Here is a 20,429-nt window from a genome sequence, read left to right on the forward strand (position 1 = left end):
TGTATTCCCTGCAATCAATGCCCGAAGTGTATCAGCCTTCGAGTATCCACCGCGCGGCCTTCTCGGCAATCATCAGCGTGGGGCTGTTGGTGTTGCCGCTGGTAATAGTAGGCATCACGCTTGCATCAGCGATGCGCAGGTGCTTCACACCAATCACCCGCAAGCGGGAATCGACCACGGCAGCGGGGTCGTTGGCCGCACCCATTTTTGCTGTACCCACCGGGTGAAAAATCGTGGTGGCAATGTCGCCTGCCAAACGCACCAATTCCTCGTCGGTTTGAAACTCCACGCCGGGCTTGAATTCCTCAGGCTTGTATTTGGCCAAGGCGGGTTGCTGGGCAATGTTGCGGGTCACCCTTAATGAATCAGCCGCCACTTTTTGATCTTCAGTGGTGCTGAGGTAATTCGGTGCAATCGCAGGTGCTTCGTCGAACCGGCCGGTTTTGATGTGCACTGAACCCCGACTGCTAGGGTTGAGGTTACACACACTGGCCGTGAAAGCATTGAAGTTGTGCAGGGGCTGGCCGAACGCTGGCAGGCTCAGCGGCTGCACATGGTATTGAATGTTGGGGTATGGCCGGTCGGCACTGCTTTTGGTGAATGCACCCAGTTGCGAGGGGGCCATGCTCATGGGGCCGCTGCGCTTGAACACATATTCCATGCCAATTTGCGCCTTGCCCCACAGGCTGTTGGCCAGCGTGTTCAAGGTTTTAACGCCCTGCACTTTGAACACGGCGCGTATTTGCAAATGGTCTTGCAGGTTGGCACCCACACCGGGTTTGTCCAGCTTTACCTCAATGCCGTGTTGCTGCAGCAGGCTGCCCTGCCCTATGCCAGATAGCTCCAGAATTTGTGGCGTGCCAATTGCACCCGCGCACAACACAGTTTCACGCACGGCTTTCATCGCCACTTCTTCACCGCCCTTCACCACCAGCGCGCCATTGCACACCAGCTCGCCACTGGCGTTGCGTTCAATGATTAAATTTTTAACTTGTGCCTGGGTCCACACGGTTAAGTTGGGTCGCTTCAGGATGGGGCGCAAGAAGGCTTTGGAGGTATTCCACCGCCAGCCGCTGCGCTGGTTCACTTCAAAGTAGCCCACACCAAAATTATTGCCGCGGTTGAAGTCGTCGCTGGCGGGTATACCCGCTTGCTGCGCCGCTTCAGAAAATGCTTCCAGAATTTCCCAACGCAGGCGCTGCTTTTCAACGCGCCATTCTCCCTTGCCACTGTGAAACTTTGGCAGGTCTGTGTCGGCCAACTCGGCATGCGGGTTGTCGTAACGCCAGTTGCTTTCATGCGCTAGAAAATCTTGCAAACAATTGTTCCAGTTCCAGGCCTCGTCGCCGGTTTGAGCGGCCCAGCTTTCGTAATCGCGGGCCTGGCCCCGCATGTAGATCATGCCGTTGATGCTGGAGCAACCCCCCAAGGTTTTGCCACGGGGGTAAATCAAGGCGCGGCCGTTCAGGCCTGCATCGGGCTCGGTGCGAAAACGCCAATCGGTGCGGGGGTTGTCGATGCAATACAGGTAACCCACGGGAACGTGGATCCAGTGGTAATTGTCTTTACCGCCCGCCTCCAGCAACAGCACTGAATTGTTGGGGTTGGCACTGAGCCGGTTGGCCATCAAGGCCCCAGCCGTGCCCGCCCCTACTACGATGTAATCAAAAGTCCGCATGTTTACCCCGAATCGATTACCCAATAGTAACCAGCCCACAATTTGGATTGAAGCCTGCGTTGCTGCAATCGACTTGGGGTTTTCCAGAGTTTTGCAAAAAAGTTAAAGATGAAATGACCGATCACCCGCGCTTGTGACGATTCCAAGCGTGTCAGAATGACATCCGATTCCTTTACAATCATGGGCTAATACCCTATTCCAACAGCTCGAGGTTTTCAAAATGACAGAACGCACCACAGTGCATGGCTTGAAAGTAGCCACACCCCTGTACAACTTCATCAACAATGAAGTGCTGCCCGGCACCGGCATTGATCAAGCTGGTTTCTGGAAGGGCTTCGACGAAATCGTCAGCACACTGGCCCCAAAAAACGCTGCCCTGCTGGCCGAGCGCGACCGCATTCAGCTGGAAATGGACGCCTGGCACAAAGCCAACCCTGGCCCCATCAAAGACATGGCCGCTTATCAAGAATTCTTGAAAAAGATTGGCTACCTGGTTGAGCAGCCTGCCAAAGTGCAAGCCACCACTGCCAATGTAGACAGCGAACTGGCCACCCAAGCCGGCCCCCAGTTGGTTGTGCCTATTTTGAACGCACGCTACGCCCTGAACGCAGCCAACGCACGTTGGGGCAGCCTGTACGACGCACTGTACGGCACTGATGTTATTTCCGAAGAAGGCGGTGCAGAACGCGCAGGCGGCTACAACCCAGTGCGCGGTGCAAAAGTAATTGAGTTTGCACGCAACTTTTTGGATCAGTCTTTCCCATTGGAAGGCGCATCACACAAAGATGCCACTGGCTACGCCATTGCAGGCGGCAAGCTGCAAGTTGCCTTGAAGAACGGCAGCACCGCTGGCCTGAAAAACGCCGCACAGCTGGTGGGTTACCAGGGCGACGCTGCTGCTCCTTCTTCAGTATTGCTGGTGAACAACGGCATTCACGCCGACATCATTATTAACCGCTCAACACCGATTGGTTCCAGCGACGCAGCCGGTGTGGCCGACGTGGTGCTGGAAGCAGCGCTGTCGACGATTCTGGATCTGGAAGATTCTGTTGCAGCCGTAGACGCTGAAGACAAAATTGTGGCCTACAAAAACTGGCTGGGTATTTTGAAAGGCACCCTGACAGAAAGCGTCAGCAAAGGTGGCAAAACCTTCACACGTGGCCTGAACGCAGACCGCGTGTACACCGGCGTGAATGGCGAGAAAGTGACCATGCATGGCCGCTCCATGTTGTTCCTGCGCAATGTGGGCCACTTGATGACCAACCCCGCAATTTTGTGGGGCGGTGACAAAGAAATTCCCGAAGGCATTATGGACGCGATTGTGACCACCACGATTGCGCTGCACGACCTGAAAGGCAATGGCGTCAACGGTATTCGCAACAGCCGCAAAGGTTCTGTGTACATCGTGAAGCCGAAAATGCACGGCCCAGTTGAAGTAGGCTTTGCTGCCGAATTGTTCACCCATGTAGAAAAGCTGCTGGGCCTGCCCGACAGCACCGTGAAGCTGGGCATTATGGACGAAGAGCGCCGCACATCAGTCAACCTGAAGGCCTGTATTGCCGCCGCAGCCAGCCGTGTTGCTTTCATCAACACCGGCTTCTTGGACCGCACCGGCGATGAAATGCACACCGCCATGCACGCAGGCGCCATGATTCGCAAAGCCGACATGAAGAGCAGCGCATGGATTACCGCCTACGAGCGAAACAACGTGCTGGTTGGTTTGAGCTGTGGCTTGAAAGGCCGCGCGCAAATTGGTAAAGGCATGTGGGCCATGCCCGACCTGATGAAAGCCATGCTGGAACAGAAAATTGGCCACCCCAAAGCCGGTGCAAACACCGCCTGGGTACCCAGCCCAACTGCCGCAACACTGCACGCCATGCACTACCACCAGGTAAGCGTGGCCGCTGTTCAAGCCGAGCTGGAAAAGATTGATGCCGACGCAGAACGCCCAGGCATTTTGGCCAACCTGTTGCAGGTGCCAGTGGCTACCAACACCAACTGGAGCGACGCCGAAAAGCAGCAGGAACTGGACAACAACGCCCAAGGAATTTTGGGTTATGTGGTTCGCTGGGTTGACCAAGGTGTTGGTTGCTCGAAGGTGCCCGACATTAATAACGTGGGCCTGATGGAAGACCGCGCCACACTGCGCATTTCCAGCCAGCACATTGCCAACTGGATTCACCACGGCATTGTGAGCAAAGAGCAAGTGATGGAAACCATGAAGCGCATGGCCGCCGTGGTTGACCAGCAAAACGCTGGCGACCCCGCATACAAGCCCATGGCTGGCAACTTTGAAACATCCGCCGCATTCAAGGCTGCATGTGACCTGGTGTTCAAAGGCATGGAACAACCAGCCGGTTACACCGAGCCACTGCTGCACGCATGGCGCTTGAAGGTGAAAGCCGCTTGAGTTGATTGAGCAGTTGGATTTGAGAAAGCCAGGTGCTGAACAGTACCTGGCTTTTTTGTTGGAACGATTACATGCTTAGTTGATCAGTAGTTATTCAACTTTGATCGGGAGAAAAGTTTCATCAGAAAGCTGAACAACAAATACATCAACAATCCTCCCATGGCGCCAATTACAAACCAAAGGCTGAAGAGGCCAAGAGAGCATTTGTAATCGATACCGCCACTTGAAAGATAAAACTCCGACTGCGAATTGTGTGAGAAACCCAGAGCGATCATCACGCTTGCCAGAACGAGGCCACATGCCATGGCCACAATCAATGCCTTACCTTTAAGCAGTTTCATTTTTCTGCCTTCCGAAGCCATGGTTGTGACAAGTAGATTTTTTCTACACGGGCGCCGTAATCCGCTTGAGAATTTCTGCGCCGGCATTGTGCGAAATCTCGTCGTCAATCAAATTTTGAATATTGCTAGTGTCGAGATTACAAGAGTTTCGCTGGATTACTTAATTCTAGGTTCGCTCACAACTCCCGAGATTGAGCAGAGTCATTAGCCAGACGTTGCTTAGTTTGGCGGAACTAATATGACTACCGCGCAACAGTTTGACCTCGCCAGCCAAGTAATGTACATTATCCTGTACATGTACGGAGGAATTATGGACGCAATATCCTACACCGCAGCCAGACAGAATCTCGCCAAAACCATGGACAGAGTATGCTTTGACCACGAGCCAATCATCATCACCCGGAACAATGAACAGTCTGTGGTCATGATGTCACTAGAAGACTACAAGGCACTTGAAGAGACGGCATACCTGCTTCGTAGCCCCAAGAACGCGCGACGCCTGTTGGAATCGATTGCCCAACTTGAAGGTAAGCAAGGTGATGAACGGGAGCTGCTGGATTGAAAATTGTATTTTCTGAAACAGCTTGGGAAGACTACTTGTATTGGCAGAAAACTGACAAAAAAATGCTGCGCAGAACCAATGAATTGATTAAAGCGACTATACGTTCACCATTTGAAGGAATTGGTAAGCCTGAACCACTCAAACACGGCTTGGCGGGTTATTGGTCACGCCGAATTAATGACGAACATCGACTTATATACAAAGTGCTTGATGACTCACTGCTGATTGCGCAGTGCAGGTATCACTACTGAAGCTTCGCATTTCATGGAGACCATTTGGCTTACTTCTCCCCTGCGATCGACGCTAAACCCTGTGCTATCGGCGTCACCGCAAACTCTGGAAATCTCTGTTTGAATTTGCTTGAATCAAAAATATTGTCCACCGCGTATCGGGGTAGCAATTCAGTGGCGTCACAAATACGCTGACTGAAAAGCCCTGCCAGAACAAGTTGCCATTTTTTGAGAATCGAGTAGTCAGGCTTTGCACTAAAAGTTTTAGCGGCCAATTGTACAAACTCGCGGTAGGTTAAGCGGTTGTCATCGCAGGGCAGGTGCCAGGTTTGCCCGAATGCATCTGGAGTATTGCCCAGCAATGCCATGGCCCGGCTCGCGTCGGGCGTGTAAATGAGCGTGCGCAGCACATCGTCACGCAAAAACACCTTGGCTTTTTTTCCTGCTTTTAGGGGCTCAATGATGGTGGAATTCGTGATACTTTGCGTAAGGCCTGGTCCATAAAATTCTGGTGCCCGGCATATCAATGCCTCCACCTTGCCTTGTTTCATGGCTTCCAACAAGTCGTTGGCGATTTCTGCCCTCACCATGCCCTTCAAGCCGTGGGGTTCAAAACGGCAAGTCTCGGTTTGTACTTCGCTGGTTTGCGGGTACATGTAGGTGTTGTCGAAAAAAACCAGCTTTGCCTTGTGCTGCTCGCAGGCGGCAATCACATTGCTCATCATCACCGGCCACTGGTCTATCCACATTTGCGTGTTCATGGGCAGACCCACTGTGAGGTACACCACCTCAGAACCTGCAACTGCCTTTGATGTTTGCTCTGCGCTCAACAGGTTGGCGGGCATTAACTCATCCGTGCCGTTGACTTGCTGCGGGGTGCGGCTCACCAGGCGAATTTGGTCAATAAAATCGCGCTTCAGGCACCGTGCCAGCTCCTGGCCAATTTGCCCGTTGGCACCCAACACAGTTTGCATACCCTTCTCCAGATTTGTTTGGCCTGACACCACCAGTGCGTTACCGCAACTGAGTGCCGAATAGTACGCAAACATAACACTTTGGCGGGTGCTTGCTCAGTTTTCGTCGATACCTTGCTGAGAAATTTTCAATTTGACCTGAAACAATTTCTCGGGAAGATTTGGATTGGCTCGGGTGGCAAACCGATTGTATTCGCGAAATGTCAGAAGCAACTCGGCTTGGTCTACTGCTGTTTCAGGTGTTTTGGGCACAACCCAATCGGCCTTCACGAACTCCCCTCTCGCTTGCAGTGTGTGTACTTGAACTTCCGGTAGTTCATCGAAAGTGGCAACAGTGACCAGGTGATTATTTTTACAAGTGGTACCAGTTTCAAGTCCACAAGTTTCATTGCGAGCTGGCGTTGCAAACAGGCGTAATATCAGGCTCTTCTGTTGGCCAGGGCTGTATTGATTGAGTTCGATCAACTGCCCGTACGCTAGGTTGTTCAAGAGAGTTGGTTCTTCCACCTCAGTTGCCCAGCTTGAATTTACGAACAATACCAAAGCGCTGCTCATCATTATTTTTTGAATCTTGTTCATTGATCGACCCATAAAACGGATGGGTTATTGCTCACGCTGTTGTGAACGTTCAAGCCAAATTGAACTTGAACATTATTGATTTGGTTGGGGATAACTGCCATGCGGTGCCATTTAAACGAATTTAAAGAGGCACCTTAAAGAGAAGTAATGGGGGGTTACAAATTGCGGGGTGGTGATTGCTTGGTGTGATTACACCGCGCGGCAAGAAGACTTAACTTTTTCGTGATTCAGTTTGTGCCGCAAATGTAGCGAGGTAAAGTTGCTCCACCTGCTCTCTGGCCCACGGCGTTTTTCGTAGAAACTTCAGGCTGGATTTAACGGAAGGATCGTTCTTGAAACAATTGATTTTGATCCTATTGGCGAGCTCATACCAACCGTAGTGCTCAACAAGCTTCGTGACAACAACCTCCAGGGTAACTCCATGCATGGGGTTTTTGGATTGCTCGGTATTCATGCTGGGCTTTTATCCTTGAAGCGATTGCTCTTTATAAGAAGTGTCAAGCAGGCAATTCATACGAAACCTTGGTACCCGCAATATTGACTATCCCTTTCGTCTGTAACTCTAGCAGCAATGACTGAAGCTCTTCATCGGATAGTTGCTTTTGAAACATGTTGCTGATGGTGCTCGTGAGCGTCTTGACGGCGCGTGGCTTGGATGCTCCCCTACGCTTTAAATCAGCGATGATTACAGCAATTTTCTCGCTGGGTGATTTGGAGTTTGACGCCTTGACAATCGGAATGTCAGTGACATCTTTGGAACGACAGGCGAGGATCTTTTTGCCCTTGAGGTGATTGATCAGCGGGTCGAAGCCGGTGTCTTTGGAAACAATGTGGAAGTATGCCTCGGGCTCTTTGCTGGCCAACAAGCCGATGTAGTAGGCAATGTGAAAGTCGAGCGCGTTGGAGCCATTGCCAGAAATCTTGATGTACTCGGCACGCTCACCCATTTGCTGAAGTGCTGATGCCACCTCGAAGGTGACTTTGGCCTGATTGGCACCGACGAATACGATCACTTTGAAGTGCTCTTTGCTGAGCACCGCCATTGCTTCTGGCTGCACGTTTTCGTAATCGATAAGGACATAGTTTGTTCGCAATTGAAATCCTCGTTTTGGGCTTTGGTCTTTATAAGTCGGCAGGCTAGTTCTATAGGCTGATCGACCTCAATTAAACGGTCATTTCTGGATTGAATGCAACTTCCCAAAGGTGACCGTCGGGATCTTGAAAGTAACCCGCATAACCACCCCAAAAAGTTGCGCCTGTGGGCTTCACGATTGTTGCACCAGCTTTGCGTGCTTGCTGCATAACATCATCAACCTCGTCTTGAGAAGCAACATTGTGGGCAAGACTAAAGCTGCCTGTGCCACCACCGGTAAATGGTAAGCCTGTGTCGGCGGCTAGACTTGTGCGCGGCCACACTGCGAGTTTCAGGTTGGGTTGAAGATCGAAGAAAGCCACAGCACCGATCTCGAACTCAGTGCCCATGATGCCATTTGTGGGTAACCCAAGACCATCACGATAGAATGCGACAGCACGTTGCAGATCTTCGACGGCCAGGGTTATGAGGCTGATGTGTGGACGCATAAGCTAGTGGCAGGAAACTCTAGGGCAGATCAGGTGGACGAACAACTTCTCCATTACAACCAATGCGGGCACTTCAACGCGATGCTAATTGCACCTGTTAATTATTTTTTGCTGGCACTCCACTTGCCGTTTAATCCGATCGCGCCAGAAGGAATTTTTTCAACTCGCATCACGTTCATAGAGTTATTGGGCGTGAAGGATAATCTCTTTTCTTTGCGATCAAGGTCGTCGTTGTAATTGATTTCGCAAGGCCCCCAGTAGGCCTCATATCGAGACATCTGTGTGGTGCCTGGAACGTACTGAGGTGCTCTGCGTAAGTTGCATTGAGCGGAGTATCTGTAAACGGTTTGAGCGGAAAAGCCGTGAGTGGGACGGGCAGGAATATCGCGGGTGCCTAGAAATCGAATGTCCTTAGCAATAATGTCTCCGGCTTGATACCGCTGCTCAAGGCTTCCTTCGTGTGGAACATTCAATATCATCTGATCTCCACTAACAGTAGCCACCTGCATGTGCCAAAGAGACTCGGGTGAACCGTCGGGGAGTTTTTTGCCAGTCTGTCGGTAACTTTGCCAGTCGCCTTTCAAATTATCCAACCCGCCATCGGCTGTTGCAGAAAAAGAAATGGTGAACGCGACGAGAAAAATTCCGGTTGTAAGTGGCTTTTTCATGTTCAATATCATCTGACTGGGGTTAGAGGAAGTAAGTCACCAAACTACTATATAGCAAGCACTGATATTTGAATCGTGGAAGAGCCATGCCCCCTAACAATCTGATGCAATGACCAGTTAACTCCCTTCAAAATATTCATTGATGCCGAACAGTGCCTTAACGTTGGAGATAAGGGGCTGCGGCGCGAATTAGACTAACGTGAGAAACCACACCGATTCCGCAGTCCCGCTTGATCGAAAAGTTAGCCCGAAAGCAACGAACAAAGCCACTCATTTCTTAAGGGCGCGGGTGGCCGCACATTTCTCTAAGTTCTTTTTTCACGCGTCGCGCTGCGTCTCCGCGCCAACCGATAGAGTGCGCCAAAAAAGATCCAATAACAGAGTAGCCATTTGGATCTGCACCATAAGGTTGAGTGATCAAGCCCATTTGCTTCATGTGCTTCAGCGCTTCTACGGCGCCAGCATTATTGATTTTCTTCCAGTCGGACGTGATTTCCAATGCAATATCTCGAAGCGTACGCATACAAACTCCCTAAGGGCTAACGTTGGATCTGACCGGAATGCAACACAGGCGACGAAGCCAATTACTGCAGTTGCGTTTCCGTGTCGAGCAATCTGTTAAACCCCATTCTTCGCCTCACTATTCCTACGCCGCCGCAATATCGAGAACGTCGTCGGATCTAAAACCAAGATCAAGGTACTGACCCGTGCTTTCGTCAGGGCCCCACGCGGCACCAAAGGATTCGCTGGAAGGATCATAAAAGACGCTGAGCGGATTATCTTCAGTGACGAAGTACACCATGTGCGTTCCGGCCGGCAAATCCACTAAGTGGACGATGTGGTGTTCAACTATCACTGTCCGGAGAGCGGGTTCTATCCGTTTATCCAAAAAGCGCTGGCGAATGGACTGAATATAACACTCGGGGTCAGGAACGTGGCCGACGTACACGCTTCGCTCACCGGCCAGCGACTTGGAAACCATTTCGTCGATATACGCTGCATTCATGAGGTTTAACGTTTGAAATGAGAGGCGCTGACCGGCTTGCCGGGCAGCGTCCTCTCGATGGAAAAGTTAGGCATCACTCGTTGAGTCACCGAATGCCACCGAATCTTTTCATTTTGCCGAGCTGAACGGCCGCAAGTACAGGGAGCAGAGTAGTGCCAATAATCAGTCCATCTCTTTCTCGAAAGCTGTGCATGAGCCCTACAAGCTTTGGCAGATTCCAGTCATCTGAGAGTTCCTCACCTTTTGGCCACGCGAAGATTCCGCCGCCGCTTATACCCTTGAGGCTTGGTGTTGAGGTTTTCTCAAACTTCTCGGGATCGACGGCTTGCTTCTTGTTGAAGTGAATCACGATGTTGAGGTCTGATGACAACTCCAGCGAGTCATATACGTGCTGTTGCGCAGCTACGCCGCGAAACGAAAAGATCTCAGAGCGATGAGCTCCGTCTGCAGTTTTTCCAGATTTGGTCGCTGGATAACCAGAAACTGAGCACACAGTGAGCTCCAGGGAACTCTTGATCAGCTCGCAGCGTGTCTGGGGAACTGGTCTGAAGTGGCCGCAAAGGTCGGTAGCAAACTTCGAGCTGAGTCGGTAGTAAGCAATGTCGATACGATCTGTTCCTCTCCGTACCTCGGGCGGAAGATCGATGAACGCCATGTAGCCATCGATTGGCTCTAGACCAGTAGCCGTAGGAACTAGGAGTTCACCGGTCTTGTGGTCATCTGTGACATGGGCAGCCGTGTACAGAAATGGTTCACCGTGCAGCTCGACGAAAACTGCAGTGCCAAGCTGAGCGACTCGGTTGGGTGCTTGCGTTCTGAGGAATACAGGTACTAAGGCATCGTACGGATCGAAATTCTGCATGTAATGCCTAACGCCCTAGTTAACCGGTGCCGGAGCACGAAGTGCGGAGGGTACCAACAATTGCCATAAAAATGGCGAAGCCATGGCTAGTGTTGGCGTCCGCGTTGAATGCCCAGTTAGGCAAGTGATATTTGCGAGAACTACTGCATCACTTGGTCTGAGCTCGTACTGCATATGGTCTGACATCACTATTTCTGAGGGTAACTCTCTAGAGCGCTGATCCCTTTGATCAGTCCCTGCAGCGCAGAGGCAACATTGCGTTGATTGTATTCATGATCAACACCGTTCGCGGACTCTTTTGTGTACTTCGGGCCAAGGCAGTTGTTTTGCTTGCAAATTTCTTGCGCTCTAACATATGAGTCGGGATAAAGATCTTTGTTCTTTTCCAAGAAGGCTAACGAGGCTTGAACAATTCCTTCAGTTGAATAGTTGTATTCGAAGTCGGAGAGCAATCTGGATGCTGCTTGCTCAACTTTGTGGAAACGCTGATTCGCCTGCCAGTACCAGACTGCAGCCGATGCAAACAATGCAATCGCCAACCCGTATGCAGCATGCATGAGCCGTTGGCTCTTGCTCTGTGGTGGAAGCAACAAGCCGATCAATGATGCAATTGAACCGACCGCTCCTAGAACTACCCAAAGATCAATCATATTTCCTCGATGAGGTGTTTGCGCTTATTCAAAAAAGCCTAACGTCGGAGTTGACCCGCGCACACCGGTAGGGCGCCGCAAGACGTATACTCCCGCGCACGGCTTGCGGGGCCCTGCCGGTGGAGGTCCGCTCGAGCGAGGAGTTGGCCTCACCTCGGGAACTCCCGCCGTAGTGTCGCTAGCACATCACCGAAGGTCTCGCGGATGCTCCCCGCGGCGAATCGAATCTGCTGAATGCCATCTACGTTGGAGAAGTTCTCTACACCCTGCTCTAAAAGCATGATGGCCCGAGAGAAGCCTAGCGCACCCTGAAAAAGACCAGTCTCATGGATTACGTTTTGCCTTGCTCGAACCGCGCCATCAGCCTGTTCATCCTCAGCGGTTAGAACGAGCAGGGCGAACGTACTTGTCTTGACTAGATCTTCTAGAATGTCACGGATCGTGTGCCCCGCTCGCGCCCCGGTCTCATACGCGACGACCTGGATGCCATGCTGATCTTGAAGGTGATCCTTTAGATCCCGCCATGCGCGGCTTCTACCATGCCCGATAAAGACCACCGGGAGTTCTCGTTTCTCGCCGGGTTCTTCGGTCGGAAGCTGGTACTTCGGCGCTGCTGCTTCAAGAACCGAAAACACCTTTTCAATGGCGGCGCGAGTTGGCGCGTCCAGGGATGCGTACACGTATCGCTCGTATACCTGAACGTGCAGCGCAAGTCCTGTGGCTCGCAGATCAAGAATGGCGTTGCCGGACTGAACACGATAGTCGGCGAGAAACTCGTCGACGTCGTCGTAGGACCATTGAGCGTCCGGATGGTCCACGGTAAGGCCGTTTGGTTTCCACTCAACCTTCAGTGAGGTGGCAATGTTGACGAACTGGTTCACGAGCTCGCGCAGTACTTCCACGGGGAAGCGTGTTTCGCGGAACGTCTTGGCTTTTTGCATGTTGAGTGACTGTGCGTGGGTTGTGAGGTCTAACGCCTAGGTTAACCGGCGACGGAGCGCGTAGCGCGAAGTGTAACGACACTGGCCATGAAAATGCCGAAGGCATGGCCAGTGTTGGCGTCCGAGTTCAACCTACTGTTAGACATCACTGGTGAATTGCGAGGCTAGGCCCCGGATGCAAGGAACAAAGATTGCTGTTCGGAATTTTTGGCCTCTACTTGGCGCATTTCTTCAAGTTTCTTGCACAAGGCTTCGACGATGTCTGCCAATTGTTCGACAATTTCTTTGCTTGGGTCAAAGGATAAGCCGCCTACCCGTCTACTTTCGTCGAAAAGTCCGGGCGTAGTATCTGTATACCAAATTGGAATTACTGCGCCGTCCCCGAATCTCTGCTTGAATTGCTCGGATTCAAATTTGGTCCATATCTTCTTGGGGTAATGCTTGCTGAGCAGAGCTATCACGAACTTGGATTCGCTTCGATATATGGGTGCGAGATACTCCTCGACATCGTTGGCGAGTATTCTGTGTTGTTCATTTTTGTCGTAGAAGACGCTTATTTCACGGATGGTGAGTTCGTGCGCGAGTGATTCTGCTACAGAGCGATCTTCGCCGGCAAAGGAGAGGGCGAAATCGTATCTACTATTAAAGTCAATGCTGAAGTAACCGACTTGTCTTGCGAATTTTGACCAAATGATGTTCCTAATGAAGTAAAGAAATTTTGGATCTTCGGTTGTTAATAAGTCTGTCTTTGCTTCAAAATGGATCAACTCCGAGATCGTTTTGGAATTGGCAATGAGGTTGTTCAAGTGGCCCTTTTCTATCACCTGCGACACGCTTCCTTTAAGATCGGGGTTTGCGGCCATGGCCTCCTTTGTGTCGAGTGCTCCTTCTTGCGTTTGTGACAACCAAAGCAGAAGGTGGAGGTATGGAGCACGACCTTCTCTGCGTAGCTTGTTGCCTGTGGAGAACTCTCTCGCAATGGGGAAGAATCTTGGGCCAAGGTCTGCAAGCACTGCCTCCCTAATTGCGGGTAGGCTCATGCCAATTTTTTCTGGCTCAGGGGCGACACGAGTTTCTAGCAACTTTCCTTGGAGGCATACCTCGTGGCACAAAACTTGTGCCATCGCAAAGCTTCCTTCTGCCTCCTCGGATATTTCTCTAGAAATTGAAATGCTGCAATTTAAGGCGCGCTCTCCCAACTCAATGAGTTGCCTTATTCGCTCAACACTCGTTCTGCCAACCCGGATGGTTTCCACGCGGTGAAGAAGGTCTGGCGCATATTCAACCAGAGTTTGGCCTGCGCGGTTGATGCCAATTAAAATGATCTTGCTTGTCGTGTCCTCTTCGTCCGCAAGCGTTTTGGCGAAGTCCGTGATCTTTTGTTTTGAGGCGGGGGGTAAGCGATGAAAGTCGTCAATGATTACAACCCCAATACTCCTCATGGTGGGCAACTCGTTGATGAGTGGTATGTCTCCTTGCTTTCGGCCGGACAAAAATAAGCATGACTCAGCAAGCCCAGTTTCATCTAGTGCTCTCTTAATGCAGGATGTCTTCCCAATTCCAGATGGGCCCTCAATGATGACGCCTCGGCCTGGCGTTTGAATCGCTACGCGAACTCGATCGTATTCATCTGGCTCAACGAAAGTATGAGTTGGAACTCCAGATTTCTTAAAGACTTCGTCGATGCGAGGCATCTGTCTCTCCTAATACCTTAAGTGTATATCTAACGTGAAGCTAACCGGCCTGCACGGCTTTTCGCGCAGGTCCAGTTGAGCGTAAGGTTCTACGTTTCCTAATCATCAGCTTAGTCTATAGGTGGCAAACTTTTATCACACCTCTGAGCATTAGAATGAGCCAGTACCTTTCCCACAGATGTGATGGTAAAACTGGTGGGAATACTATCCCACCACTCCCTAAGAGTTCTTAGATTCGGCCTTTTATCCCATTCGCTCATGAATAAATTTATATTATTGCTTCTAACATTGCCGTCTTTAGAGTAAAGCTCATATATCGATTTGATTGCTTGTTTCTGTTCTTCAGAGAGCTCTTTTTGTACAGAGATGAATCTACCTTCATGAAATATTTGATGCACCAAGGAAATATCATCAATGCTCTTCGTGCTGCGAACAACAAGCCTGCAGAACTCATTGTTAAGGGTATGTTCAACAAGCATACTGGCAGGCAGGTTGTGGCTCTTAAGTATTTCGATAGCCTTATCGTGATTCTCTGATTTTTTGGCAATGCCAACGTCAACGTAACCTGGCAGAATTTCAGGGTAATACTGCCCTAATTTTTTCAGGCTCCCAAATGGAGTTAAACGAATTGCATCCAATATGTCCAAGTGGTCAAGCCAATCCTGCCCTCCCGGAAGTTCTCTGTAGAAAATTTTTCCAAATAAGTCATTTAAAATATCGAGCCCTTGGTTAATATCGCCGCTTAAGGGAAAAAAACTGCTTACCGCATGCGATGCGGTCAAACCCAATAGTGCTTCATCAGAAACTTTATCTACAATTTCCACTGCAAGGCTAATGCCTGCTCGTGCAATGCGATTTGCACCCTTCTGAAATCTATGAATAAGTAATTCAGACAGGAGATCATAATCTGCTGCCCTTTCGGTAGCAGCCGCTGTCTTTTGCGCTTCAACGAGAAGCAGCTGAAAACTAGGATCGGCAAACGCTTCCAAAGCACCTTCAACCTGAGCCATTTTAGGCATTAGCCTATTCTCAAACTCTATAACCCTAGAATTTGCAATATTTAGGGCTTCTTGAGAGTAGTCCTTTCTCAATTGCAAATTCATTTCCTGATATATCTCTCTTGCTCGTTTTTCATCAATGCCAACATGCACCACCATTTGTTGCGCTTGAAGATTGGTGGAGCCATCTCCGCCTTTTTGGCTCTGGCTATTTATCATTCTTATTGTCACCAATTTTCAAATCTCTACCGACTTGTATATTTGTTGATCTATCCCCACCGTTTTGAACTTGCTTGCTTCCTCGGCCAGAAAACAACCAACCAATTATTGCAAGTGGTATTGCAATGGCGACTCCACTAAATAGCCACTCTTTATTTTCAACGATCCATTCCATGTGAGCGCTCTCTGAGTACGACGTATAACGCGAAAGTGATTGGCCTGCGCAGCATTTTACGCTAGTCCGCTTGACTGCCAAGTTAGAAGGGCAAACCAGAGAGCCGCCTGTCATTTAGTTTTCTTTGGGGCTTGCTAGGTTTTAGGGATGATGTATTCCCTGGTGTGGTTTTGTTATCACGACGACGCTGATCCGGCTTCCCTGTTGATTTTGCTATCGGCTTTGGTCCAGGTTTAAGTGCCATAAATGCTCTCTTTTATGGTTTGAGAATGAAAGTGACCCACCATAGCTACCGCAGGCCAACACCAAAGCCTGCTTTTGTAAGGCATGTAATTTAATTAGTACATAAACTAAATTAATTGTCATACAACAGCAAGCAATCCACTCCCCTCACCCCACTGCTTAAAAAATAATCAACAGCCAGAAACCGCACTCAGCTTTACTCTCCGCCAAACAGCAAAACACACCACCCCTCATTTGAAGGGCGGTATCACTGAACTAAAAAACTCGCGGAAATAAAAAAACCGGACCACCCCGCTACGAATGGTCCGGTTTTCAGGAAGAAAAAATTATTGTTTTTATGCGGTCACTGGTGCCTTGGTTACTGCTTTGCTCATGCGTGCACGTACTGCTTTTTTCACTTCGGGGTTGGGGTTGCGCATGGCTTGGTTAACCTTCTCCACGAAAGCGTCGATCTCTTTCATGAAGTGGCTGTTGTCATGGTCCCAGGGGTGGAAGTCGGCGCGGAAGTAGTCGAAGAAGTCGCTCATGGCGTTGCGGAAAATGCCTTCCTTGCCCAGCAACATTTTGGCAACGGCTTTGTAGCCTTGCAGGTGCTTGCCCTTGGTGTTGGGGTCGGCGAATACCAAGCGTGCATGGAAGTACATAATGACGGGCCAGAAAATAACAGTGGCCAGCACCATGCCAAAGCGGCGAATGAAGCGGTTGTAGACGTTGTCGGGAATCACGGTGTTCCACACGTCGTAGGCCACTGCTTTGTGCTCGGTTTCTTCGTACGCGTGCCACTGCCACATCTGCTTGAAACCTTCGTCCGATTTCTCACCGGTAACTTTTGGATCTTTCAACACAGCGTCGGCCATGATGGCGGTGTAATGTTCCAGCGCAATGGTGCCAGCCAGCGACAATTTTTTGCCCAGGCCTTTTTGCAAACCACCCAGCAATTTCCACAGCATTTTGTCCAGCTTCAAAGCGGGCACACCACTGCGGTCCATCATCTCGTTGTATTCCTCGTGCTCGCGGCTGTGCAGCGCTTCCTGGCCGATGAATGCGGTGATGGCTTGTTTCAGTTCGGGGTCGGTCACCTGGTCTTTGTAGGCGCGCACGGAGTCCATGAACAAACGCTCGCCTGCGGGAAACAACACCGACAGTGCGTTGAAGAAATGGGTGACGTGCTCACCGGCTTCGTGCCAGTTGTTGATGCGGGACTCGTCGAGGTTGATTTTGACGTCACGGCGCACTGGAATGACTTTCATGGTGTACTCCTTTGGTTGCAGCTATTTTTATACTTTGGTACTAACGATTACATTGCTCAATGTATCAATCATTTTCGTCATTAACAACTGTAAACGTTAGAAAAACACTCTAAATTTCAAACGAGCGTTTGTTTTTTGAAACATGGCAACCCATTGATTCAATTGCATAAATTATTTTGCAGTGCAATATAAAACCAAACTCATTGACTGGAAGTGTTTGTTCCGCAAAGCCTTCTGCACCTTGTGGTGTGCGGTAAAATCGAAGTATTAACCAGTTCATTCAGAGGTATTTATGAACGCGCCAAAACCAATTTCTGTACAACAGCCGCGCACCGTGGAACACATTGTGGTGGGCCAAGCCACCAGCGATGGCGCTGGGGTGAAGCTGACCCGTGTGATTACACAAAACCTGCAGCGCAGGCTAGACCCATTTCTGATGCTGGACAACTTTGGCAGCGACAACCCCAACGATTACATTGCGGGCTTTCCGAACCACCCGCACCGCGGGTTTGAAACCATCACGTACATGATTGCCGGGCGCATGCTGCACGAAGACAGCAAGGGCAACAAAGGCTTGCTGGAAAACGGCGGCGTGCAGTGGATGACGGCTGGCCGCGGTGTGTTTCACAGTGAAATTCCCCAGCAGGAAGAAGGCGTGATGGAAGGTTTTCAGCTGTGGTTGAACCTGCCCGCGAAAGACAAAATGTGCACGCCTTGGTATCGCGATTTCAAGAACAACGACCTGCCCCAGTTTAAAACCGCCGATGGTGTTGCGGTAACCGTGATTGCAGGCAACAGCCATGGCGTGGAAGGTGCGGTAAGCCGCGAAGGCACGCAGCCTTTGTACCTTGATTTGCACTTGCCTGCGGGTTCGCGTTTTGTACAGGAACTGCCTGCGCAACACAATGCGGTGGTATTTGTTTACCGAGGCGAAGTAACCGTTGCTGGGCAGCGCATTGGCGACAAACGCATGGCGATTTTGAAGAACGAAGGCGATGGCTTAGTGATAGAAGCCAGCGCGGATGCAAAAGCCTTGTTGATTGCAGGCAAGCCGCTGAATGAGCCCATTGCGCAATACGGCCCGTTTGTGATGAACACCGAACAGGAAATTCGACAGGCCCTGCAGGATTTCCGCGAAGGAACACTGGCGTAAAAAAAGCCCGGAGAAATCCGGGCTTTTTTATTTGCTGCTTCATTAGCGCTTACTGCTCAATCACCACTGGTTTTTTCATTTTCACCCAGGCCTCTGCCTTGGGAAGGTAATTTTCCTCAATCACATTGCGCTTGATTTTCATGGTGGGGGTCAGGAAGCCGTTTTCCATGGTCCACAGGTCTTTCACCACCACAATGCAACTTAACTTCTCATGCGCTTCAAGCTGTCCATTCACATGGTTCAGCAACTCGGTCATTTCACTTTCAACCCGTGCGGCCTCGGATGGGTTTTGCTCCACTTGTTTGTGTTCTTCAAGGGGTAACATGACCAAGGCGAAGGGTTGTGAAAACGAAGGGCCTGTAACGCACACAGCTTCAATCAATTCATGACCGTTCAAGCGGTTTTCAATGGGCACAGGTGCAATGTATTTGCCCTTGCTGGTTTTGAACAATTCTTTCACGCGGCCGGTAATTTTCAAACGGCCTTGGGCGTCGATCACACCCATGTCACCTGTTTTCAAAAAGCCGTCTTCGGTATACGACTGCGCAGTCAGCTCGGGGTTTTTGTAATAGCCCATCATGTTGCATGGGCTTTTTACCAGCACCTCGCCCACTTCGGAAATTTTGCATTCCACGCCGGGGTAGGTGTTGCCCACGTAGCCCACACGCACCTTGCCGGGCAGACTGCAGTGCGAGTAGGCAAAGTTTTCGCTCATGGCGTAGCCTTCGAGCAAATCAAGGCCCAGGTTGCGGTACCAGGACATTAGCGCAGGGGCCAAAGGTGCCGAGCCACTGAGCGCCATTCGAACTTCAGACAAGCCCAGTTTTTTCAGCAAAAACTTTTTGAACAAACCGGAAAGAATCGGAATTCGGAAAACAACTTGCTGCACACCCAGCGGAATTTTTCCGCAAATACCGTTGTAAAACTTGGTCCACAAACGCGGCACCGAGAAAAACAAAGTGGGCCGTGCGCGTTGCAGGTCTTGTATGAAGCTGTCGAGCCCGAACGAGAAGTACACATGGAAGCCATAGAACAGCGAACCGGTTTCCAGAATGGCGCGCTCGGCGGCATGGGCCAGCGGCAGGTAGGAAATCATTCGATCGTTGTTGCTGAAGGTCATCACTTTCGAGGTGCCGCGCAGTGCGCTGATCATGGCGTTGAACGAGATCATCACGCCCTTGGGTTTGCCGGTACTGCCGGATGTGTACAGCATGGTGGCCATTTCATCTTTGCTGCGCTTCACGGGTTGTTGCGTGGGCGCGGTGGCAGCCACAATGTCGTCCCATTTCTTGGCGTGGGCCAACTGGGGCGCCAAGGGCAAAGTAATGGTGGGCATGCTGGTGGGAATGCCCTTTTCAACCACGCGCCACAACTCGTCCATCTTGCCGATGAAGATCATTTTCGAATCGCTGTTGTCCAGCACATATTCAGCGGTTTCAGCATTCAGTGTGGGGTACAAGGGAATGGACACATGCCCTGCCCGCCAAATGGCGAGGTCGGCCATGATCCAGTGCGCACTGTTTTTACCCAGAATGCCGATGTGGGTTTTCTCGGGCAGGTTGAGCGATTGCAAGTACGCAGCCATTCTGTTCACCTGGTCGGCCACTTGGCCCCAGGTGTAGTCCACGGTTTTTTCAGTTGAAAAAGGCTGGGTGAAATAAACCTTGTTGGGTTGGGTGGCTGCCCAATGGTCCAGGCAATCCAGCAGGGTTTCGAATTTCTCGTACTGCGCTGCACTCATGTGTTTGTCTCCGGAATTATTTCTGTTCTAACTACTGTTTTATAAGTTGATACAAGAATATCAGCCCGGTGGGCCGCTTCATTAAAAATTCATATTCAATTTGTCAACCTGTGCCCCTTCATGCGAGTTATTGCATGACATTGGCACGAAAACTTCGCACAGCCTATTTTCATCTGGAGTTCTCAATGAAAACGCTTGTTTCAATCATCGCACTGGGCACCACGCTCGCATTTTCCCAATTGGCCCAGGCCGGGGACAAATACCGGGAGCCCCGCATCGACATCAACATCCTGATTCCATCAGCGTATGCAGCCTTTGGATACGATGATTACTACGATCATCGAGGCAGAGACGACTACCGCTATGGCAAACGCTTTCGCGACCGTGATGACGACGATGACGACGACGATTGGGACGACCGCTACGATGATGACGACGATGACGATGACGATTGATTCTCGCCAGCGCTCAGGT

General features: G+C 50.6%; 23 protein-coding genes. 5 read left to right on the forward strand and 18 right to left on the reverse strand.

The genetic code is table 11. From position 1 onward, the window contains the following. Positions 1-31 precede the first annotated feature (31 nt). Positions 32-1,678, reverse strand: a complete 1,647-nt coding sequence (locus tag BSZ31_RS15410; protein WP_105029483.1) for a GMC family oxidoreductase — start codon at positions 1,676-1,678, stop codon at positions 32-34. A 220-nt stretch (positions 1,679-1,898) separates the two neighbouring features. Between BSZ31_RS15410 and BSZ31_RS15420 the strand changes: the two genes are divergently transcribed. Beyond that, a complete protein-coding gene (locus BSZ31_RS15420; protein WP_105029485.1) occupies positions 1,899-4,088 on the forward strand; it encodes a malate synthase G in 2,190 nt (729 codons plus the stop codon). Positions 4,089-4,171: 83 nt separating this feature from the next. Here BSZ31_RS15420 and BSZ31_RS15425 read toward each other — a convergent pair whose 3' ends face one another. Further along, complete coding sequence (locus BSZ31_RS15425; RefSeq protein WP_146106725.1) at positions 4,172-4,429, reverse strand: hypothetical protein; 258 nt, start codon at positions 4,427-4,429, stop codon at positions 4,172-4,174. A gap of 310 nt (positions 4,430-4,739) precedes the next feature. Here BSZ31_RS15425 and BSZ31_RS15430 point away from each other — a divergent pair, with 310 nt between their 5' ends. Both BSZ31_RS15430 and BSZ31_RS15435 read left to right on the forward strand, forming a co-directional pair. Then, positions 4,740-4,991, forward strand: a complete 252-nt coding sequence (locus tag BSZ31_RS15430) for a type II toxin-antitoxin system Phd/YefM family antitoxin (RefSeq protein ID WP_105029911.1) — start codon at positions 4,740-4,742, stop codon at positions 4,989-4,991. Then, complete coding sequence (locus BSZ31_RS15435) at positions 4,988-5,242, forward strand: Txe/YoeB family addiction module toxin (RefSeq protein ID WP_105029487.1); 255 nt, start codon at positions 4,988-4,990, stop codon at positions 5,240-5,242. Before BSZ31_RS15430 ends, BSZ31_RS15435 begins: the two co-directional genes overlap by 4 nt. A 29-nt stretch (positions 5,243-5,271) precedes the next feature. On the opposite strand, the gene BSZ31_RS15440 is transcribed toward BSZ31_RS15435, so the two are convergent. The 15 genes from BSZ31_RS15440 to BSZ31_RS15510 all read right to left on the reverse strand — a co-directional run bounded on the left by BSZ31_RS15440 (position 5,272) and on the right by BSZ31_RS15510 (position 17,061). Next, on the reverse strand, positions 5,272-6,195 hold the full coding sequence (locus BSZ31_RS15440; RefSeq protein WP_105029912.1) for an NAD-dependent epimerase/dehydratase family protein: 924 nt from the start codon (positions 6,193-6,195) through the stop codon (positions 5,272-5,274). A 96-nt stretch (positions 6,196-6,291) separates the two neighbouring features. Beyond that, on the reverse strand, positions 6,292-6,774 hold the full coding sequence (locus tag BSZ31_RS15445) for a hypothetical protein (protein WP_105029488.1): 483 nt from the start codon (positions 6,772-6,774) through the stop codon (positions 6,292-6,294). 211 nt (positions 6,775-6,985) lie between these two features. Then, positions 6,986-7,228: a VF530 family DNA-binding protein gene (locus tag BSZ31_RS15450; RefSeq protein WP_105029489.1), complete on the reverse strand. Its 243-nt coding sequence runs from the start codon at positions 7,226-7,228 to the stop codon at positions 6,986-6,988. Positions 7,229-7,271: 43 nt separating this feature from the next. Then, positions 7,272-7,868, reverse strand: coding sequence for a PIN domain-containing protein (locus BSZ31_RS15455; RefSeq protein WP_105029490.1), 597 nt, complete (start codon positions 7,866-7,868; stop codon positions 7,272-7,274). A gap of 70 nt (positions 7,869-7,938) precedes the next feature. Continuing rightward, positions 7,939-8,355, reverse strand: coding sequence for a VOC family protein (locus BSZ31_RS15460; RefSeq protein ID WP_105029491.1), 417 nt, complete (start codon positions 8,353-8,355; stop codon positions 7,939-7,941). Between the two features lie 101 nt (positions 8,356-8,456). Continuing rightward, complete coding sequence (locus tag BSZ31_RS15465) at positions 8,457-9,023, reverse strand: hypothetical protein (protein ID WP_105029492.1); 567 nt, start codon at positions 9,021-9,023, stop codon at positions 8,457-8,459. Positions 9,024-9,300: 277 nt separating this feature from the next. Further along, positions 9,301-9,546: a hypothetical protein gene (locus BSZ31_RS15470; RefSeq protein ID WP_105029493.1), complete on the reverse strand. Its 246-nt coding sequence runs from the start codon at positions 9,544-9,546 to the stop codon at positions 9,301-9,303. Positions 9,547-9,669: 123 nt separating this feature from the next. Beyond that, positions 9,670-10,029 (reverse strand): hypothetical protein, encoded by a 360-nt coding sequence (locus BSZ31_RS15475; RefSeq protein WP_105029494.1) that lies wholly within the window; start codon positions 10,027-10,029, stop codon positions 9,670-9,672. An 85-nt stretch (positions 10,030-10,114) separates the two neighbouring features. Continuing rightward, the gene (locus BSZ31_RS15480; RefSeq protein WP_105029495.1) at positions 10,115-10,891 is read right to left on the reverse strand and encodes a hypothetical protein; all 777 of its coding nucleotides are present in this window, start codon (positions 10,889-10,891) and stop codon (positions 10,115-10,117) included. A 188-nt stretch (positions 10,892-11,079) separates the two neighbouring features. Continuing rightward, positions 11,080-11,541 (reverse strand): hypothetical protein, encoded by a 462-nt coding sequence (locus tag BSZ31_RS15485; protein WP_105029496.1) that lies wholly within the window; start codon positions 11,539-11,541, stop codon positions 11,080-11,082. Positions 11,542-11,690: 149 nt separating this feature from the next. Continuing rightward, positions 11,691-12,482 (reverse strand): TIR domain-containing protein, encoded by a 792-nt coding sequence (locus BSZ31_RS15490; RefSeq protein ID WP_105029497.1) that lies wholly within the window; start codon positions 12,480-12,482, stop codon positions 11,691-11,693. Positions 12,483-12,646: 164 nt separating this feature from the next. Next, entirely contained in the window at positions 12,647-14,176 is a 1,530-nt protein-coding gene (locus BSZ31_RS15495; protein WP_105029498.1) for a TIR domain-containing protein, read from the reverse strand. A 110-nt stretch (positions 14,177-14,286) separates the two neighbouring features. Continuing rightward, on the reverse strand, positions 14,287-15,393 hold the full coding sequence (locus BSZ31_RS15500; RefSeq protein WP_105029499.1) for an LPO_1073/Vpar_1526 family protein: 1,107 nt from the start codon (positions 15,391-15,393) through the stop codon (positions 14,287-14,289). Then, positions 15,383-15,568 carry a hypothetical protein gene (locus BSZ31_RS15505; protein ID WP_105029500.1) on the reverse strand — a complete coding sequence of 62 codons (186 nt, stop codon included), beginning with the start codon at positions 15,566-15,568 and terminating at the stop codon, positions 15,383-15,385. Before BSZ31_RS15505 ends, BSZ31_RS15500 begins: the two co-directional genes overlap by 11 nt. Positions 15,569-16,146: 578 nt before the next feature. Further along, a complete protein-coding gene (locus tag BSZ31_RS15510) occupies positions 16,147-17,061 on the reverse strand; it encodes a metal-dependent hydrolase (RefSeq protein ID WP_105029501.1) in 915 nt (304 codons plus the stop codon). A gap of 292 nt (positions 17,062-17,353) precedes the next feature. Between BSZ31_RS15510 and BSZ31_RS15515 the strand changes: the two genes are divergently transcribed. Beyond that, positions 17,354-18,214: a pirin family protein gene (locus BSZ31_RS15515; RefSeq protein WP_105029502.1), complete on the forward strand. Its 861-nt coding sequence runs from the start codon at positions 17,354-17,356 to the stop codon at positions 18,212-18,214. A 49-nt stretch (positions 18,215-18,263) separates the two neighbouring features. Here the strand turns inward: BSZ31_RS15515 and BSZ31_RS15520 are convergent, their stop codons facing one another. Next, the gene (locus BSZ31_RS15520; protein ID WP_105029503.1) at positions 18,264-19,955 is read right to left on the reverse strand and encodes an AMP-binding protein; all 1,692 of its coding nucleotides are present in this window, start codon (positions 19,953-19,955) and stop codon (positions 18,264-18,266) included. Between the two features lie 185 nt (positions 19,956-20,140). Here BSZ31_RS15520 and BSZ31_RS15525 point away from each other — a divergent pair, with 185 nt between their 5' ends. After that, the gene (locus tag BSZ31_RS15525; RefSeq protein WP_146106726.1) at positions 20,141-20,410 is read left to right on the forward strand and encodes a hypothetical protein; all 270 of its coding nucleotides are present in this window, start codon (positions 20,141-20,143) and stop codon (positions 20,408-20,410) included. The last annotated feature ends 19 nt before the right edge of the window (positions 20,411-20,429 follow it).

This window comes from Limnobacter sp. SAORIC-690 (assembly GCF_002954425.1).
In the GTDB taxonomy this organism is placed as follows: Bacteria; Pseudomonadota; Gammaproteobacteria; order Burkholderiales; family Burkholderiaceae_B; genus Limnobacter; species Limnobacter profundi.

Coding starts and splice junctions, on each gene's coding strand:
- BSZ31_RS15410 (WP_105029483.1), bottom strand. CDS start 1,678: ATGCGGACTTTTGATTACATCGTAGTAGGGGCGGGCACGGCTGGGGCC.
- BSZ31_RS15420 (WP_105029485.1), top strand. CDS start 1,899: ATGACAGAACGCACCACAGTGCATGGCTTGAAAGTAGCCACACCCCTG.
- BSZ31_RS15425 (WP_146106725.1), bottom strand. CDS start 4,429: ATGAAACTGCTTAAAGGTAAGGCATTGATTGTGGCCATGGCATGTGGC.
- BSZ31_RS15430 (WP_105029911.1), top strand. CDS start 4,740: ATGGACGCAATATCCTACACCGCAGCCAGACAGAATCTCGCCAAAACC.
- BSZ31_RS15440 (WP_105029912.1), bottom strand. CDS start 6,195: ATGCAAACTGTGTTGGGTGCCAACGGGCAAATTGGCCAGGAGCTGGCA.
- BSZ31_RS15445 (WP_105029488.1), bottom strand. CDS start 6,774: ATGAACAAGATTCAAAAAATAATGATGAGCAGCGCTTTGGTATTGTTC.
- BSZ31_RS15450 (WP_105029489.1), bottom strand. CDS start 7,228: ATGAATACCGAGCAATCCAAAAACCCCATGCATGGAGTTACCCTGGAG.
- BSZ31_RS15460 (WP_105029491.1), bottom strand. CDS start 8,355: ATGCGTCCACACATCAGCCTCATAACCCTGGCCGTCGAAGATCTGCAA.
- BSZ31_RS15465 (WP_105029492.1), bottom strand. CDS start 9,023: ATGAAAAAGCCACTTACAACCGGAATTTTTCTCGTCGCGTTCACCATT.
- BSZ31_RS15470 (WP_105029493.1), bottom strand. CDS start 9,546: ATGCGTACGCTTCGAGATATTGCATTGGAAATCACGTCCGACTGGAAG.
- BSZ31_RS15475 (WP_105029494.1), bottom strand. CDS start 10,029: ATGAATGCAGCGTATATCGACGAAATGGTTTCCAAGTCGCTGGCCGGT.
- BSZ31_RS15480 (WP_105029495.1), bottom strand. CDS start 10,891: ATGCAGAATTTCGATCCGTACGATGCCTTAGTACCTGTATTCCTCAGA.
- BSZ31_RS15485 (WP_105029496.1), bottom strand. CDS start 11,541: ATGATTGATCTTTGGGTAGTTCTAGGAGCGGTCGGTTCAATTGCATCA.
- BSZ31_RS15490 (WP_105029497.1), bottom strand. CDS start 12,482: ATGCAAAAAGCCAAGACGTTCCGCGAAACACGCTTCCCCGTGGAAGTA.
- BSZ31_RS15495 (WP_105029498.1), bottom strand. CDS start 14,176: ATGCCTCGCATCGACGAAGTCTTTAAGAAATCTGGAGTTCCAACTCAT.
- BSZ31_RS15500 (WP_105029499.1), bottom strand. CDS start 15,393: ATGATAAATAGCCAGAGCCAAAAAGGCGGAGATGGCTCCACCAATCTT.
- BSZ31_RS15505 (WP_105029500.1), bottom strand. CDS start 15,568: ATGGAATGGATCGTTGAAAATAAAGAGTGGCTATTTAGTGGAGTCGCC.
- BSZ31_RS15510 (WP_105029501.1), bottom strand. CDS start 17,061: ATGAAAGTCATTCCAGTGCGCCGTGACGTCAAAATCAACCTCGACGAG.
- BSZ31_RS15515 (WP_105029502.1), top strand. CDS start 17,354: ATGAACGCGCCAAAACCAATTTCTGTACAACAGCCGCGCACCGTGGAA.
- BSZ31_RS15520 (WP_105029503.1), bottom strand. CDS start 19,955: ATGAGTGCAGCGCAGTACGAGAAATTCGAAACCCTGCTGGATTGCCTG.
- BSZ31_RS15525 (WP_146106726.1), top strand. CDS start 20,141: ATGAAAACGCTTGTTTCAATCATCGCACTGGGCACCACGCTCGCATTT.